This is a genomic window from Yunchengibacter salinarum, assembly GCF_037658235.1.
GTDB classification, from domain to species: Bacteria; Pseudomonadota; Alphaproteobacteria; order Sphingomonadales; family Kordiimonadaceae; genus Yunchengibacter; species Yunchengibacter salinarum.
On record NZ_JBBJLN010000002.1, the window covers coordinates 174,833 to 190,566 of the forward strand.

Below are 15,734 nucleotides of genomic sequence, written 5' to 3' on the forward strand. Positions count from 1 at the left end.
GATTGGCCGGGATCAGGCGGCTTCTTCGCCTTCTTCCAGTTCGGCGATATATTTTTCCGCTTCCAGTGCGGCCATGCAGCCCATGCCAGCGGCGGTCACGGCCTGGCGGTAAATCTTGTCCGTCACGTCGCCCGCCGCATAGACACCGGGAATGTCGGTCTGGGCGCTGTCCGGCTTTTTGAAGATATAGCCCTCATCATCCATGGGAAGCTGGCCCTTGAAGATTTCCGTGGACGGTTTGTGGCCGATGGCGATGAAGACGCCTTCCACGCCCAGTTCTTCCTTTTCGCCGGTTTTCTTGTTCATAATGCGGATGCCGGTCACGCCGAGCGGGTCGTCTTCGCCCAGAACTTCATCCAGTTCGCTGTCCCATTTCATCCGCACATTGGGCTTCTTGAACAGGCGATCCTGCAAGATTTTTTCCGCCCGCAATTCGTCCCGGCGGTGGATCAGGGTCACTTCCGCGCACAGATTGGACAGGAACAGGGCTTCTTCCACGGCGGTATTGCCGCCGCCCACCACGGCCACCTTCTTGCCGCGATAGAAGAAGCCGTCGCAGGTGGCGCAGGCGGATACGCCGTGGCCGTTGAAGCGGGCTTCCGAATCCAGGCCCAGCCATCTGGCCTGCGCGCCGGTGGAGATCACCACCGTATCGGCGGTATAGACGGTGCCGCTGTCGCCCACGGCGCGCTTGGGGGTGGCGTGCAGGTCCACTTCGGTGATCATGTCGAACACGATTTCCGTGCCCACATTTTCCGCCTGCTGGCGCATGGCTTCCATCAGGTCGGGGCCCTGCACGGCTTCCGCGAAGCCGGGATAGTTTTCCACGTCCGTTGTAATGGTAAGCTGACCGCCGGCCTGCATTCCGGTTACGATCAGGGGCTCGATGCTGGCGCGGGCGGCATAGATGGCCGCCGTATAGCCAGCGGGGCCGGACCCGATAATCAGCATCTTGGTGTGTTTGGTGTCGCTCATCGCCTCGCTCCTAAAACCGGATCGTTTTCATGGACTGGCCGCCGGGCCGCGTCGTTTCATTCTCTGCGGTCATAAATAGGGATTTGGCCCATGGTTGCAAATCAAGAATGCCGATCAGTGTGAGTGATAGGCAAGGCCCGCCGCAAGGGGCGCACCTTGTCGGAAGGCTTTATTGCCCCTAGTTTTATCCCAGTCAGAGGAGAGCCCGTGTCAACATTGAGACATCCCCCATGGCCCGATACCGAGGGCGGCGCCCCCCGGCGTGTCGGCGTGGAACTGGAGTTTGCCGATTATCCCGCCGCTGATGCCGCCCGGCTGGTGGCGGCACTGTATGGCGGCACGCTGCATCAGGAAGACCCCCACCGGTTTCGCGTGGCGGACGCGCGCTGGGGCACCTTTACGGTTGAACTGGATACCCGATTCGCCCACCCCGACCCGCACGCCGTGCCGGATGATGACGGGCCGGAAGACGATCTGGAAGCGGACTGGCGCCAGTTTTCCCGTGAAATGGATGCGGGCGCGCGGGAGCTGATCGGCGATGCCTTTCAGGGCGTGGTGCCGACGGAAATCGTGACCCCGCCGGTGCCCTGGTCTGAACTGGACGGGCTGGACCCGCTGTTCGACCGGCTGCGCGCCGCCGGGGCGCGGGGCACCACGGAAGGCGCCTTTTATGCCTTCGGCCTGCATCTGAACCCGGAAGCGGCGCGGCTGGATGCGGACCATCTGACCCGGATGATGCGGGCCTATATGGTGCTATCCCCCTGGCTTAGGGAGCAATCCAGCACGGATTGGACGCGGCGGTTGCTGCCCCATGCCAACCCGTTTCCCAAGCCTTATGCGCTGAAGGTGGTGGACCCGTCCTACAGGCCGGACCTGGGCCGGTTGATCGATGATTATGGCCACTTCAACCCCACCCGGAACCGGGAACTGGATATGTGGCCCCTGTTCCGTCATCTGGACCCGGCGCGGGTGGACCGCCTGATTCAGGATGGCCGGATCAAGGCCAGACCCACTTTCCACTATCGCCTGCCGGACATGCGGCTGGCCGAGGCGGGCTGGTCGGCGGTGACGGTCTGGAATAGCTGGATGGCCGTGGAATCGCTGGCGGCGGACCCGGCCCAACTGGAAAAGGAAGCCCGCGCCTTCATTCAAACCCATGGCCGTGCCCGCCCGGTGCAATGGCTGGAGCGGCTGATGGCCTGGTGGGAGGGCCCCGATGGCGCGCGCTGACGAAGGCCAGGCGCCGGGCAACCCCGCCGCCTGGCGGGGAAGCCGCCCGCGAATCGGTGTCACCACATCCGAATATAAAAGCCGGATCGCCTGGTGGTGCGACTGGCTGGCCGTGTGGCGGGCCGGGGGCGCGCCGGTGCGGATCACCCCCGCGCGCCGGGTGGACCCGGCGACCCTTGCCGGGCTGGTGGTGGGCGGCGGTGATGATATCGGCGCCACGCTCTATGGCGGCGAACTGACCGTGGATGTGCGGCTGGACCCGGACAGGGACGCGCTGGAACTGGACCTGTTGCAGGCTTTTGACGGCACGGGCAAGCCGGTGCTCGGCATCTGTCGCGGCGCCCAGATGATGAATGTGCATTATGGCGGCACATTGCATCACGACATCAGCGAAAAGCTGGGGGTGCGAAACCCGCCGCGCACGGTGATGCCGCTCAGGACCATCCGCATCGTGGAAGAAAGCCGCCTGCATGGGATTGTGCGGCGCCGGCAGGCCCGCATCAACAGCCTGCACCATCAGGCGATGGACCGGATCGGCGACGGCCTGACCGTGGTGGCCCGCGACCGCGACAGGATCGTGCAGGCCATAGAACGCAGCGGCGAGCGCTTCATGGTGGGTGTGCAGTGGCACCCGGAATTTCTTATTTTCGACCGTGCCCAGCAGCGCCTGTTCCGCGCGCTTGTGGCGGCGGCGCGGGAACGGGTGCCCGCCCCGAACCGGGCCTGATGCCGGGGCACGGGCCTGGAAAAATGCCCGGCCAGCGGGGCTGACCGGGCACGCATTTCAGGCTTGAAAGGGCGGCCTAGAGCTTTTCGGTGTGCTTGGCCAGATAGTCGGCCACGCCGGCCTGATCGGCCTTCATGCCTTCGTCGCCTTCGTTCCAGCCGGCGGGGCATACCTCGCCATGCTCTTCGTGGAACTGAAGCGCTTTTACCAGGCGCACGAATTCATCCACATTGCGGCCCAGCGGCAGGAAGTTCACATACTGGTGCCACACATTGCCGTCCTTGCCGATCAGGAAGGTGCCGCGCAGGGCCACGCCGTCCTCTTCGATCAGCACGTCATAATCGCGGGCGATCTGCTTGGTGATGTCGGCCACCAGCGGGAATTTTACCGGGCCGATGCCGCCTTTTTCCACCGGCGTTTCACGCCATGCAAAGTGGCTGAACTGGCTGTCGATGGAAATGCCCACCACTTTCACGCCCAGCTTTTCGAACTGTTCCATGCGGTTGTTGAACGCCAGGATTTCGGACGGGCAGACGAAGGTAAAGTCCAGCGGATAGAAGAAGATCAGGCCATAATCGTCGCCGATATACTCCTTCAGATTGAAGCCTTCCTTGATGGTGCCATCGCCCATCACGGCGGTGGCGGTGAAATCGGGTGCGGGTTTGCCTGCAAGTACGGCCATGGTCGTCCTCCTCATGAATGCGTTGGACCGGCGGGGTGCCGGTGGGCGCCCCGAAGGCATGTCACCTTCGGGGGTCTGCCCCTGTTGTAGGGTGTAACGAACGCGGCGCCAACCGATGCTTTTGGTTCAGTCTGATCGACTGCATCAATCAGCCGCGCCCGCCGCACGCATCAAAGGACATAGGCACCCCGCCCGCGCCTTCAAGGGTTCAAGGGGCCAGCTTTTTCAGGATGGTATCCCAGTGGGAATAGTTGAAGACGTCATCCTTCACCTTTTCGAAAATTTCGTTACGAGCCTTAAATATCTGCGACCTTTGCTGCCTATCCATGTTTTCTTCGTCTATATCCGCCATAGGGTTGTAATAATAACCCTTGTGTCTGAAGTAACGATGGAGGTGAGTCTCTCCATGGGTTTTGCCAAATAAAGATGGAAGACCAGTTCCCTTGTTAACAGCTATTGCATTTACCGGTGGCATATTAGGTTCATTCTCCCAAAGATAATTTTGCCCTGTGCCGGCGATATGCCCTATTTGTCTGGTGTATGTTTTATCTGTGAAATCTTGGGTCCTCAAAAGATAAGCGACGTCTTTATAGGGAATTACATTTTTGTTTTTCGCTGAATGGGCGAGTATCGCCATCACAGGGCGCCAAAGAAATTTTATATATTCAGGGGCATTTGCATCCATTTTAATGTCTCCATACTACTTTATTCCTGAGGGTGAAAAATACACCCTCAGGAAGTGTTGTCACGTCAAAATGTCCAGCTAATGCCGAACTGGATGTGGACTTCCTCTATGTTGAATAGCTCGGTTCCGCCAAAGCTGGTATTGCCGTCAAAGGCGTAATTGGCGCCGAAGTCCGCGGTGATGGTGTCTGTCAGGTCGATGCCGACCCCGGCGGAAATCTGTTTCTGCCAATAGGGCTGTGTGATGGTGGCCTGCACCAGTTGCACCACCGGCGGGCTGACGGGCAGGGGCGCGGGGGCGCCGCCGGGGCCGACGGGGGCGAGGATGCTCTCAAGGCTGCCAAGGCTGGTGGCGCCGCTCACGTCTTTTTTCCTGAGTTCGGAATGCAGCGCGAAACCGGTGCGCAGGCGCCAGCCATGGCCCGTGTCGTATTCCGCGCCCATGGCAAGCGTGGTCTGGTCCTGCCAGATGTCGCGGAAGCCCTGTGCGCTGCCATATTCAAGCTGGATCACGTCCACTTCCAGGCTGAGGGTGCTGGAAAAGCTGTCCGTGGTGGCGATGCCAAAGTGAAATTCCTGCGGCTGATCCAGGGTCACATCGGAAAAGACCGGCTGTGCGCCCGGCCCCAGGTCCGTGGCGGTCACGTCGTTGAAGGTCTGGTCCAGCTTGCTGGCATAGGACGCGCCCAGCATCACCGGGCCCAGATCATAAGTGGCCCCGATCAGGCCGCGAAACCCCACCTGTTCCTTCAGGCCGGTATCGCTGGCCAGCCCGAATTCCAGCAGGCCATAGGTCATCTGGCCGGTCAGGCCCAGGGTCAGTCGATCCGTCACCTCATATGCCGCGCCCAGATTGGCGCCAAACAGCATATAGGTCACCTGCGGCGACAGCGGCGCATTGCGGAAATCAGAGCCCAGCCCAGAGATTACCCCGATGCCGCCGCCCAGCACCAGCCGGTCGTTCACCCGCTGGCGAACGGCCACTTGCGGCAGCACATACTGGTTGAATTCCGATTTCTGTTCGAAGGCGGGCACGATGGAGCCATCATGCCGGGCGCCCGGCTGCACATGCATATAGGCGGCGCCCACCTGAAAGGAGGTATCCCCGCTTTCCTGTGCCATGGTGGCGGGATTGCCGAAAACGCTGGCATAGACATCCCTGGGCCGCACATAGCCCGCCCCGGCCATGGCGCCGGTGGCGGGGCTGGTGGTCAGGTTGAAATTGGCCCCCAGATTGGTGGCCGCCGCCGGGGTGGCGGCAAGCGTGGCCGTGGTGGCGACGCCCGCAAACAGAACCTGGCGGATATGACGGGGCAGACGGGTGGCATTGGACATGGATTGTCTCCTTGATGAAAAGGGGGGCGAGGCGCCGCGTTTACGCCTTGCGCAGGTCTTCGGCGAGTGACTGAAACCGCTGCCTGAGGGAGTCGGTCGCACGGTTGACTTCGCCGCTCTGACGGGTGACATCCTCCACGCTGCCGGTGGTGGTGTCGGCGGTTTCGCTCACCCTAGAGATGGCCTTGTCCAACTCGGCGGCGGCACCGTTGGCGTGGCTGATGTTCTCCGTGATGTCGCGGGTGGCCTCGGTCTGCTGCCCCACCGCGTGGGCCACATCCTCCGCCGCTTTTTCGATCGCCTCGAACCGGTCGCTGACGGTGCCCATGGCATCCACGGCCACCTTGCCGGTTTCCTGAAGCCGGGCCACCTGGGCCTCGATTTCCGCGGTGGCCTTGCCGGTCTGGCTGGCCAGGCTCTTCACCTCGCTGGCCACCACGGCAAAGCCCTTGCCCGCATCGCCCGCGCGGGCGGCCTCAATGGTGGCGTTGAGCGCCAGCAGGTTGGTCTGTTCGGCGATGTCGCGGATCAGGTCCACCACGCGGCTGATTTCCATGGCGCCGTCCGACAGGCCGGAGACACGCTCCCGCGCGGCGCCCAGACCTTCGCCGGACTCCTTGATCGCCTGGGAGGTATCGTTGAGCCGCGAGGTGATTTCCTCGAATGCCGTGGCCAGTTCCTCCGCCGCCGAGGCGATGGTTTGCAGATTCTGACTGCTCTGCTTGCTGGACCCTTCGGCGGATTCCGCGGTTTCGGCGGCATTGCGCGCCATGTGGTCCAGCCCGTCGGCGGTGTCCTCCAGGCTGTGGGCAAGGCGGGCCAGGGCCTTGAAGTCTTCCTCGCTGGCAGTCTGGAAGTGCTGGACGATGGCTTCCACCTTTTCGGCCCGCCGGGCGCGTTCTTCGGTTTCGGCGCGTTCGCGCTCCAGCTTGGCGCCTTCCTCCCGGCGGCGCGCTTCCTCGGCGCGGCGTTCCTGTTCCAGCCGTTCTTCCTGTTCCTTTTGCCGGGCCTGTTGGGTTTCGCGGTTTTCCAGGGCGGCGGTGCGGAACGATTCGAAGGTGCGCATCAGGCCGCCAATGGTGTCGCGCCGCTGGCTGGCCGGAACCGGTGTATCGATGTCGCCGTGGGCGATCCGGTCGGCAATGCCGCTGACTCTGTGGATCGAGCGCCGAATGGACAGCAGCGAGGCCAGCATCACCACACCCAAAGCCGCCGCCATCAGCACGGTCATGCCGATCATGGACAGCTTGATGAAGGAAACGGTGGCCTCCACCGGGGCCTCGAAGGCGCTGGAATTCTGCCGGAAAGCCCGGTCGGCCCGGTCCAGCCGGTCCAGCAGGGCGGCGCGTTCCATGCTGCCGCGGTCATATGCCTTCAACGCGGCTTCCGCCTTGTCGGCGGCATCGATGTCATCCCGACAGATATCGAGCGCATGGGCCGTGCCGATCATTTTCATCACCAGCACGTCGAGAAAATTTACCGTGTTCAGGCAGCCCTCCGGCTGTGCCCGCACCAGGGCGAGTGTCCGCGTCAATCCCGCCGGAGAGCGGCTCTGGTCCGCTTTCAGCGTCGCCAGATCGCGGCTAAACTCATAGGAATATTTGTAATGCTTGTAATTGAGGTAATGAAACTTGGCGCCCTTGGCCAATTCGAATTGGCCGAAAATGGCCACCACCGCAAGAACAGCCACCAATGCAAGGTTAAGACGGATGCGATACCCGATGGAACGATTGTCGAACCTGCGAATTAAGGGGGAAAGGAAGCGTGCGGGGTCCAGCTTGGGCGGGGAATTGTCCACGGGGCACCTCTGTGATGGTCAGGATGTTGATGTCGCTAGTAACGATACGCTCACAACACCATCACAGATTTGTGATTCGGAATTAAAAAAGCTTTAAAGTCATCGGGTTGTGCCGCACCCCCTGGTTGAAGTCGCCATCAAGCCGCTGTTAATATTATTAAAATTTTTTCGATGATATCGACGCACCCGGCCTGTGGATAACGGGCTTGTGCGCGTGGAGATTGGGGCGTTTCCCTCGCTGATTGCGGGGTGTGCGGCGCGGGGGCCGTCGCCGTCAGACCTGGCCGTCTTCCCGCAGGATTTTCAGGCAGGCGCGGGCGATTTCCGCCTGAAGGCGGATGTCGGTCTGTCCCTGGCTGCGGGCTATCTGGCTGATCCGGCTCAGTGCGGCGGCCAGCATATCCCCGGCGGTGGCGCTTTCCGTGCGGTTGTCCGCGCCCGCTTTTCCGGCTGCGGCGGCATCGGCCATGTCTGCCACGGCCTGCTGGATGGCATCCAGGTCGGGATCATCCACGCGGCTTTCTGTGCGCGGAGTGGTTTTCGCGGCGGCATCGGGCGTCATATCGCCGCCCAGCGTAAGATCGTCCACCCCGTCACCTACCAGCGCTTCCCGGTAGGGATCGGTGGTCGGCGCCTGTGCCTGTGCCTTTGTGTGCTGTGCGGCCATGTCCACGGGCGCCGGATCGTCAAAGGTGCTGGTGTCGGCGAAGGTTTCCCGCAACATGCGGCGCAGGCTGTCTTCGGGGGATTGCGCGAACGGGTTTTCCTCTTCCGTGCCTGACTCTCCCGTACCTGACTCTTCCGGGTCTTTCATGTCCGGGCCGTCTTCATTGCGGCCCCGCCTGTGGCGGGTCAGCGCCAGATCGGCCAGCCGGTCCCGGATCGGGCGATCCGCATTGTTCTGTTCCGCCCTGAGCGCGGCGGCCACCGGATCGTCCGTGTTTTCCGTGCCGTCCGCTTCCTGATGAGCCGGGCTCAGACATGCCGCATAACCGAGAAACTGGCCATCGGCGGTGAAGCGGGGCGTGGCATCCAGCATCCAGTATTTCCGGCCCCGCGGCATGGACGCCAGAAAGATCGGTGCGTCATGAATGGGGCCGCGCCGCTGAAAGGCGCGCGCCACCGGGTGACCCAGCTTTTCATTCAGGGCCAGCAGGTCCATCATTGGTGTGTGCAGCAGCGCCGCGGGGCTGGAGCCCAGAAGGGCGGCGGCATTCGGGCTGGTATCCACCACCAGCCCGTCCCGGTCGCTGGCCCAGCTCCAGCCGCCGGGGGGCGGCGCGGGCGCTTCCGGTGGATGGGGGCTGCCCTCATCGCCGCTTTGGTCCGCGCGTGAAGTTTCAGGCGGTGCCGGATCGGGGGGCGGGCTTATGGGGTCCGGCTCGGTGAACAGCATGTCGGCGTCCGTTTCCGCAGACGCCTCCCTTGTGGGGGCGGATGCCTGGGCTCCGGGGGGCGTCCCGGCTTGCGTTTCGGCTTCGGCCTCAATCCGTGATTTGGCGGGCGCCCCATGGCCGGGCGCGGGGTCATTGTCCTGTGCCTTGTTGGGGTGAAGGCCCAGATCGTCCCGCCAGAGTGCCAGGGCGGACTGGTCCCGCCTGTCGCTGCCCGGCTGCCCCCCTGGTGTGGCGCGGGCCAGCGCCACCCAGGCATTGGCCGTCAGGTCGTCACGGGCGGACAGTTCCTGATGGTGGTCCCGGCCCGTCTCCTCAATCAGGGTGATCACATCATCCTCGCTATAGGGGGCCTGTCGGAGCAGGGGCGCGGCCAGTGCGGCCCGATCCCGCGACAGGCGCATCACCAGATCCATGGGGGGTTTGGAAAGCCCGGCCAGCAGGTCCGCCGCGATGCGGCGCTCATCCGCTTCCACATGGGGGATCAGGGCTTCCAGCACGTCCAGAATCTGGCTGCGGACCTGCTTGTCCCCCGGCGCCTTGTTGGTCAGGAACAGGTCGATCAGGTTGCGGAACAGGGTGGACCGGTCCTCCCCGTCATGGGACCGGGCATAGCTGACCAGGTCCCTGATCCGTGAATCCAGCGCATTCATGGCCCGCATCCCCCGATACACGCACCCACTCGCGGCGCCGCGCCCCCCTGGCCGACCCCATCGACAGAATCAAAAAACCCGTTCGTAAACAGGGTCTTGGTGCGCCACAATGCGGCGGCGCCCAGCCATTGAAACGGGTTCATTTCCCATGATACGCATTTTGCCACGGCGTGCCAGCCTTGTGATGAATTAGAACAAAATTGTCTTGGGCTGGAACTTTATTTCATGGATGGTCTTCTGTAGAGTGTCGGCCGGGCCGCAAGGAGCGGTTGTGACTGTATCGGGAGCATACCATGGGGCGAGTGAAGCTGGATGCGGTGGATCGGAAAATCCTGTCCTGCCTGCAGGATAATGGCCGCATCACCAATGTGGAACTGGCGGAGCGGGTTGGCGTGACAGCGCCGCCCTGCCTGCGTCGTGTCCGCGCGCTGGAGGAAGAGGGATATATTCAGGGCTATCATGCCGAGCTGGATCAGGAATCGCTTGGTTATGGCCTGACCGTGTTCGCGCTTGTGGGCCTGCACAGCCAGGCCGAGCGGGACCTGGAAGCCTTTGAGGGGCAGGTGCAGCACTGGCCGCTGGTGCGGGAGTGTCACATGCTCAATGGGGAGATCGATTTCATTCTCAAGATCGTCGCCCATGATCTGGCCGAGTTTCAGCAATTCCTGACAAGTGAGCTGACCCCGGCGGCCAATGTGGCCAGCGTCAAGACATCGCTGACCATTCGGGCGTCCAAGAAGGTACCGGGCGTGCCCTTGCCAAAGGTGCCGCCGCGGCGCTGACCGGCGCTGCCGCCGGCGTGGCCTTCACATAGAAAAGGCGCCCCGTGCCGGGCGCCTTTTCCGCTGTGTCTCGCCGTGTGGCGGGCCGTTCGCCGGGGCCGGCCCTTATTTGAATTCCACCTTGGCGATCTCGTAATATTTCTCGCCGCCGGGGGTTTTCACTTCCACTTCGTCCTCCACCCGGCGGCCGATCAGGGCGCGCGCAATGGGGGAGCGATAGGTGATCCGGCCCTGTTTCACGTCGCCTTCATCCTCGCCGACGATCTGATAGACCACTTCCTCGTCGTCCTCGTCGATCAGGGTGACGGTGGCGCCAAAGACCACCTTGTCGCCTTCCAGTTCCTTGGGGTCGATCACCTGTGCGCGGGAAAGCTTGCCTTCCAGCTCGATGATGCGGCCTTCGATATAGCTCTGGCGTTCCTTGGCCGCATGATATTCGGCATTCTCAGACAGATCGCCGTGGGCGCGCGCTTCCTCGATCGCCTGAACCACACTGGGGCGCTCGACCGATTTCAACTGTTTCAACTCCTTCTGCATGGCCTCATAGCCATCAAGAAGCATCGGTGCTTTTTCCGTCATGAGTGTCACATCCGCTTGTCGCGCCGAAGCGCGGTCTGAAGGTTTCATGATGCCGGACATAAATCGCCGGACAAGGGAACGACCAACGCCCACTGGCCAACACCAGCCAAACGGGACAGGCTGACGGGGCGAGCCTGACAGGCGCATCGTCACCTGCTTGCATCCGCTTGCTGCCCTGGCGCCCGCCTGTTCGTGGCCGCCCATTTCAAAACGGGTAACGCCGGGCCACGCATGGCCCGGCGCCTCTCATGTCTCATTAGCTTAAAGGTGTGGAAAACTCAAGTGCGTTCGCCAAACGCATCGCGGGCACCGTATTCCTGTAGCGATTGCACATCCAGCGCGCCGCCCCGCAGCGCCTTCAGCGCCTTCACCGCGGCGCGCGCGGCGGCCACCGTGGTGTAATAGGGAATACCCCGCTTGAGCGCCAGATTGCGCAGGGCGTAGCTGTCCTTTATGGCCTGCGCGCCTTCGGTGGTGTTGAACACCAGATCCACGCCGCCATCGCCCATCACGTCCAGCACATGGGGGCGTTGCCCCTCGGCCACCTTGGGCACACGGGTCACATGCACGCCATTGGTTTCCAGATAGCCCGCGGTGCCGCTGGTGGCGATCAGCTTATAGCCCATGTCCAGCAGGGTGCGCGCCAGGGGCACGGTTGCGTGCTTGTCGCTGTCCTTCACCGACAGAAAGACAGTGCCTTCGCGCGGCAGGTCCTGCCCGGCGGCGAGTTGGCTCTTGTAAAAGGCCATGGCGAAGCTGCGGTCCAGCCCCATCACCTCACCGGTGGATTTCATTTCCGGGCCGAGCAGTACATCCACACCGGGGAAGCGCGCCCAGGGCAACACCACTTCCTTGACCGCCACATGGTCGGGGATCGGGTCTTTCACCTCGAATCGGGACAGGCTTTCACCGGCCATGATGCGGGCGGCGATGGCGGCAATGGGGCTGCCCACGGCCTTGGCCACAAAGGGCACGGTGCGGCTGGCGCGCGGGTTCACCTCGATCAGATAGACCTCGTCGTCCTTCACCGCGAACTGCACATTCATCAGGCCCTTCACGTCCAGCCCGCGGGCGAGCGCGGCGGCCTGGCGTTTCAGTTCGTTCACCAGGCCCACCGGCAGGCTGTAGGGTGGCAGGGAACAGGCGCTGTCCCCGGAATGGATGCCCGCTTCCTCGATATGCTCCATGATGCCGGCCACACGCACCTGTTCGCCGTCGGACAGGGCATCCACATCCACTTCGATGGCGTCTTTCAGGAAGCTGTCGATCAGCACCGGGCTGTCATTGGACACATGCACCGCCGCCTTCATGTAATGGCGCAGTTCTTCTTCGCTGTGCACCGTTTCCATGGCGCGGCCACCCAGCACATAGGATGGCCGGATCAACACCGGATAACCGACACGGGCGGCCACTTCCACGGCCTCTTCCTCGGATCGGGCCATGCCGCCGCCCGGCTGTTTAAGGCCCAGCCGGTTCACCAGATCGTGGAAACGCTCCCGATCCTCGGCCAGGTCGATGGCGTCCGGGCTGGTGCCCAGAATGGGAATGCCCGCCGCTTCCAGCTCGCGGGCCAGTTTGAGCGGAGTCTGGCCGCCGAACTGCACGATCACACCGGCCAGCGTGCCCGCTTGCTGCTCGCGGGTGAGCACATCCAGCACGTTTTCCGCCGTCAGTGGCTCGAAATACAGCCGGTCGGACGTGTCATAGTCCGTGGAAACGGTTTCCGGGTTGCAATTGATCATGATGGTCTCGAACCCGGCATCCGACAGGGCGAAGCAGGCATGGCAGCAGCAGTAATCGAATTCGATTCCCTGGCCGATGCGGTTCGGGCCGCCGCCCAGAATCACCACCTTGCGCCGCTCGGTGGGGCGGGATTCGCAGGCGGCTTCCAGCCCTTCCGCCCCGGTTTCATAGGTGGAATACATATAGGGCGTTTTGGCCTCGAACTCGGCGGCGCAGGTGTCGATGCGCTTGTAAACCGGCGAAACGCCCAGCGCCAGCCGGCGGCGGCGGACCTCTGCCGGTTCCATGCCGGTCAGGGCGGCCAGCCGGTCGTCGCCCAGCCCCAGCGATTTCAGATGGCGCATGGCGGCCGCGTCGGCGGGCAGGCCGTGGGCGCGCACGGCGTCCTCCGCCGATACCACGCGCGCGATCTGGCGCAGGAACCAGGGCTCGAAGCCGCTGGCGGCGTGGATGTCTTCCAGGCTCAGCCCTTCCCGGATCGCCTGGGTTGCGCGCAGCAGCCGATCCGGCTTGGCGATTTCAAGATCCGCCTTGATCGCCGCCGTCCGTTCCGGCCCCGTAACACCTTCCGCCAGGGTCACTTCGTCCAGCCCGGACAGGCCGGTTTCCATGGACCGCAGCGCCTTTTGCAGCGATTCGGTCAGGTTGCGGCCAATGGCCATGGCCTCGCCCACCGATTTCATGGTGGTGGTCAGCACCTCTTTGGTGCCGGGGAATTTCTCGAAGGTGAAGCGCGGGATCTTGGTGACCACATAATCGATGCTGGGCTCGAAGGATGCGGGGGTCACTTCGGTGATGTCGTTGGACAGTTCATCCAGCGTATAGCCCACCGCCAGCTTGGCGGCGACCTTGGCGATCGGGAAACCGGTGGCCTTGGATGCCAGCGCCGAGGAGCGGCTGACCCGCGGGTTCATCTCGATCACCACCATGCGGCCAGTCTCCGGGTCCACCGCGAACTGCACGTTGGAGCCCCCGGTTTCCACCCCGATTTCCCTGAGCACCGCGATGGAGGCGTTGCGCATCACCTGATATTCCTTGTCCGTCAGGGTCAGCGCGGGGGCCACGGTGATGCTGTCCCCGGTGTGGACGCCCATGGGGTCCACATTCTCGATGGCGCAGATGATGATGGCATTGTCCGCCCGGTCGCGGACCACTTCCATCTCGTATTCCTTCCAGCCGAGGACCGATTCCTCCACCAGCACTTCATTGGTGGGGGAAGCATCCAGCCCGCGCTCGATGATGTCCTCGAACTCGGCTTGCGTGGTGGCGAAGCCGCCGCCGGTGCCGCCCATGGTGAAACTGGGCCGGATGATCACCGGCAGGCCGATTTCGTTCAGGGCTTCGCGGGCTTCCTCCATACTGTGAGCGAGCCGCGAAATCGGGCTTTCCAGGCCGATCTTGTCCATGGCATGGCGGAAGCGCTCCCGGTTTTCCGCCTTGTCGATGCTGTCCGCATTGGCGCCGATCAGCTCCACCGAATAGCGTTCCAGCGTGCCGTCCCGGTCCAGCGCCAGCGCTGTGTTCAGCGCCGTCTGCCCGCCCATGGTGGGCAGGATGGCATCAGGCCGTTCCTTTTCGATGATGCGCGCCACCACCTGCGGCGTGATCGGTTCCACATAGGTGGCGTCGGACAGTTCCGGGTCGGTCATGATGGTGGCCGGGTTGGAATTCACCAGGATCACCCGGTAACCTTCCTCCTTCAGCGCCTTGATGGCCTGTGTGCCGGAATAGTCGAACTCGCACGCCTGCCCGATGATGATGGGGCCGGCGCCGATGACGAGGATGCTCTCTAGGTCTGTTCTTTTCGGCATGGGCTGGCGATCTCTTGCTTGTTGGGGGAGATGGGAGGGGGCGCGGCGTCAGCCTTCGCGGCGGGCGACCACCGCTTCCATGAAGCGGGAGAACAGCGGGAAGCTGTCCTGCGGGCCGGGGCTGGCTTCCGGGTGCTGCTGAACGGAGAAAACCGGACGCCCGGTGATTTCCAGCCCGCAGACCGTGCCGTCGAACAGGGAGATATGCGAAACGGCCACCCCGTCGGGCAGGCTGTCGGCGGCAACGCAGAAGCCGTGGTTCATGGAGGTGATTTCCACCTTGCCGGTGCGGGTGTCCTGCACCGGATGGTTGGCCCCGCGATGGCCCCGCTGCATCTTGAAGGTGCGCCCGCCCAGCGCCAGCGCCAGCAACTGATGGCCCAGGCAGATGCCGAAGATCGGCAGGCCGGTTTCCAGAAGCTGGCGGATCACCGGCAGGGCATAGGCGCCGGTGGCCGCCGGGTCGCCGGGGCCGTTGGACAGAAAGATTCCGTCCGGCTCAAGCGCCATGATGTCCTCGAAGCTGGCGGTGGCGGGCACCACGGTCACCCGTGCCCCCGCTTCCGCCAGACAGCGCAGTATGGCGTGCTTGGCGCCATAGTCGATGGCCACCACATGGCCGGTGGGGGCACTCTGGCGCCCGGCGCCGCCCGCGCGCTGCCAGCGGGTGGCGTCCCAGGTGAAGGGCTCCCGCGTTGTCACCTCTTTCGCCAGGTCCATGCCTTCCAGCCCCGGCCAGCGGCGGGCCTGATCCAGCAGGGCGGCCACGTCGCCAAGGGCGGCATCGCCATAGGCGATCACGGCCTTCTGCGGCCCCTTGTCCCGGATCAGCGTGGTCAGGGCGCGGGTATCCACGCCGCTGATGCCCACCAGGCCCTGATTGCGCACCCAGTCGGTGAAGGGCTCGGTGGCGCGCCAGTTGGCGGGCGGTGTCACCGGTTCCCGCACGATCAGCCCGCGCGCGGCGGCGGTCTCCCGCTCCAGGTCCGCGTCATTGGTGCCCACATTGCCGATATGGGGAAAGGTGAAGGTGATGAGCTGACCGGCATAGCTGGGATCGGTCAGTATCTCCTGATAGCCGGACATGGCGGTGTTGAAGCAGACTTCCCCCACCACGGTGCCGGGGGTGCCGAATCCGCTGCCGCGCAGCAATGTGCCGTCTTCCAGTGCCAGAACGGCATCCAGGGGCGGGGCGCTGAAGGGCGGTGGAGTCGGGCGGGCGGTGGCCTGGGCTCCGGTCTCGCTCATGGTCCTTAACTCTCCGACTGTGGGGGCGGCGATCTGGCCGCTCCCCAGGGGTTTGGGCTCTGTGCGGCGGTGGCAACCGGCCCGCCGAAAGGG

The 15,734-nt window shown here is 63.7% G+C and carries 12 protein-coding genes; 3 read left to right on the forward strand and 9 right to left on the reverse strand.

The features are described from left to right. Positions 1-12: 12 nt before the first annotated feature. A complete protein-coding gene (gene trxB, locus WGH93_RS02985) occupies positions 13-975 on the reverse strand; it encodes a thioredoxin-disulfide reductase (RefSeq protein WP_374763368.1) in 963 nt (320 codons plus the stop codon). A gap of 207 nt (positions 976-1,182) precedes the next feature. On the opposite strand from trxB, the gene WGH93_RS02990 reads away from it, so the two are divergent. Continuing rightward, positions 1,183-2,205 carry an amidoligase family protein gene (locus WGH93_RS02990; RefSeq protein WP_374763369.1) on the forward strand — a complete coding sequence of 341 codons (1,023 nt, stop codon included), beginning with the start codon at positions 1,183-1,185 and terminating at the stop codon, positions 2,203-2,205. After that, positions 2,192-2,932, forward strand: coding sequence for a gamma-glutamyl-gamma-aminobutyrate hydrolase family protein (locus WGH93_RS02995; RefSeq protein WP_374763370.1), 741 nt, complete (start codon positions 2,192-2,194; stop codon positions 2,930-2,932). Before WGH93_RS02990 ends, WGH93_RS02995 begins: the two co-directional genes overlap by 14 nt. 76 nt (positions 2,933-3,008) lie before the next feature. Here the strand turns inward: WGH93_RS02995 and WGH93_RS03000 are convergent, their stop codons facing one another. The 5 genes from WGH93_RS03000 to WGH93_RS03020 all read right to left on the reverse strand — a co-directional run bounded on the left by WGH93_RS03000 (position 3,009) and on the right by WGH93_RS03020 (position 9,478). After that, positions 3,009-3,614: a peroxiredoxin gene (locus WGH93_RS03000; protein WP_374763371.1), complete on the reverse strand. Its 606-nt coding sequence runs from the start codon at positions 3,612-3,614 to the stop codon at positions 3,009-3,011. 208 nt (positions 3,615-3,822) lie between these two features. Continuing rightward, on the reverse strand, positions 3,823-4,299 hold the full coding sequence (locus WGH93_RS03005; protein ID WP_374763372.1) for a hypothetical protein: 477 nt from the start codon (positions 4,297-4,299) through the stop codon (positions 3,823-3,825). A gap of 65 nt (positions 4,300-4,364) precedes the next feature. Beyond that, positions 4,365-5,633 (reverse strand): OmpP1/FadL family transporter, encoded by a 1,269-nt coding sequence (locus WGH93_RS03010; RefSeq protein ID WP_374763373.1) that lies wholly within the window; start codon positions 5,631-5,633, stop codon positions 4,365-4,367. A 40-nt stretch (positions 5,634-5,673) separates the two neighbouring features. Further along, the gene (locus tag WGH93_RS03015) at positions 5,674-7,431 is read right to left on the reverse strand and encodes a methyl-accepting chemotaxis protein (RefSeq protein ID WP_374763374.1); all 1,758 of its coding nucleotides are present in this window, start codon (positions 7,429-7,431) and stop codon (positions 5,674-5,676) included. Between the two features lie 274 nt (positions 7,432-7,705). Beyond that, entirely contained in the window at positions 7,706-9,478 is a 1,773-nt protein-coding gene (locus tag WGH93_RS03020; protein WP_374763375.1) for a nitrogen regulation protein NR(II), read from the reverse strand. Between the two features lie 293 nt (positions 9,479-9,771). Here WGH93_RS03020 and WGH93_RS03025 point away from each other — a divergent pair, with 293 nt between their 5' ends. After that, positions 9,772-10,260: an Lrp/AsnC family transcriptional regulator gene (locus WGH93_RS03025; protein WP_374763376.1), complete on the forward strand. Its 489-nt coding sequence runs from the start codon at positions 9,772-9,774 to the stop codon at positions 10,258-10,260. Positions 10,261-10,365: 105 nt separating this feature from the next. Here WGH93_RS03025 and greA read toward each other — a convergent pair whose 3' ends face one another. The 3 genes from greA to carA form a co-directional block, all read right to left on the reverse strand. Then, positions 10,366-10,839, reverse strand: coding sequence for a transcription elongation factor GreA (greA, locus tag WGH93_RS03030; RefSeq protein ID WP_374763377.1), 474 nt, complete (start codon positions 10,837-10,839; stop codon positions 10,366-10,368). Between the two features lie 278 nt (positions 10,840-11,117). Then, a complete protein-coding gene (gene carB, locus WGH93_RS03035; RefSeq protein ID WP_374763378.1) occupies positions 11,118-14,393 on the reverse strand; it encodes a carbamoyl-phosphate synthase large subunit in 3,276 nt (1,091 codons plus the stop codon). Between the two features lie 48 nt (positions 14,394-14,441). Continuing rightward, positions 14,442-15,641 (reverse strand): glutamine-hydrolyzing carbamoyl-phosphate synthase small subunit, encoded by a 1,200-nt coding sequence (gene carA / locus WGH93_RS03040; protein ID WP_374763379.1) that lies wholly within the window; start codon positions 15,639-15,641, stop codon positions 14,442-14,444. Positions 15,642-15,734: the final 93 nt, after the last annotated feature.

Excerpts from the sequence above, each read along its gene's own strand:
- carA (WP_374763379.1), bottom strand. The coding sequence starts at position 15,641 with ATGAGCGAGACCGGAGCCCAGGCCACCGCCCGCCCGACTCCACCGCCC.
- WGH93_RS03025 (WP_374763376.1), top strand. The coding sequence starts at position 9,772 with ATGGGGCGAGTGAAGCTGGATGCGGTGGATCGGAAAATCCTGTCCTGC.
- WGH93_RS03020 (WP_374763375.1), bottom strand. The coding sequence starts at position 9,478 with ATGAATGCGCTGGATTCACGGATCAGGGACCTGGTCAGCTATGCCCGG.
- carB (WP_374763378.1), bottom strand. The coding sequence starts at position 14,393 with ATGCCGAAAAGAACAGACCTAGAGAGCATCCTCGTCATCGGCGCCGGC.
- WGH93_RS03000 (WP_374763371.1), bottom strand. The coding sequence starts at position 3,614 with ATGGCCGTACTTGCAGGCAAACCCGCACCCGATTTCACCGCCACCGCC.
- greA (WP_374763377.1), bottom strand. The coding sequence starts at position 10,839 with ATGACGGAAAAAGCACCGATGCTTCTTGATGGCTATGAGGCCATGCAG.
- trxB (WP_374763368.1), bottom strand. The coding sequence starts at position 975 with ATGAGCGACACCAAACACACCAAGATGCTGATTATCGGGTCCGGCCCC.
- WGH93_RS02995 (WP_374763370.1), top strand. The coding sequence starts at position 2,192 with ATGGCGCGCGCTGACGAAGGCCAGGCGCCGGGCAACCCCGCCGCCTGG.
- WGH93_RS03005 (WP_374763372.1), bottom strand. The coding sequence starts at position 4,299 with ATGGATGCAAATGCCCCTGAATATATAAAATTTCTTTGGCGCCCTGTG.
- WGH93_RS03010 (WP_374763373.1), bottom strand. The coding sequence starts at position 5,633 with ATGTCCAATGCCACCCGTCTGCCCCGTCATATCCGCCAGGTTCTGTTT.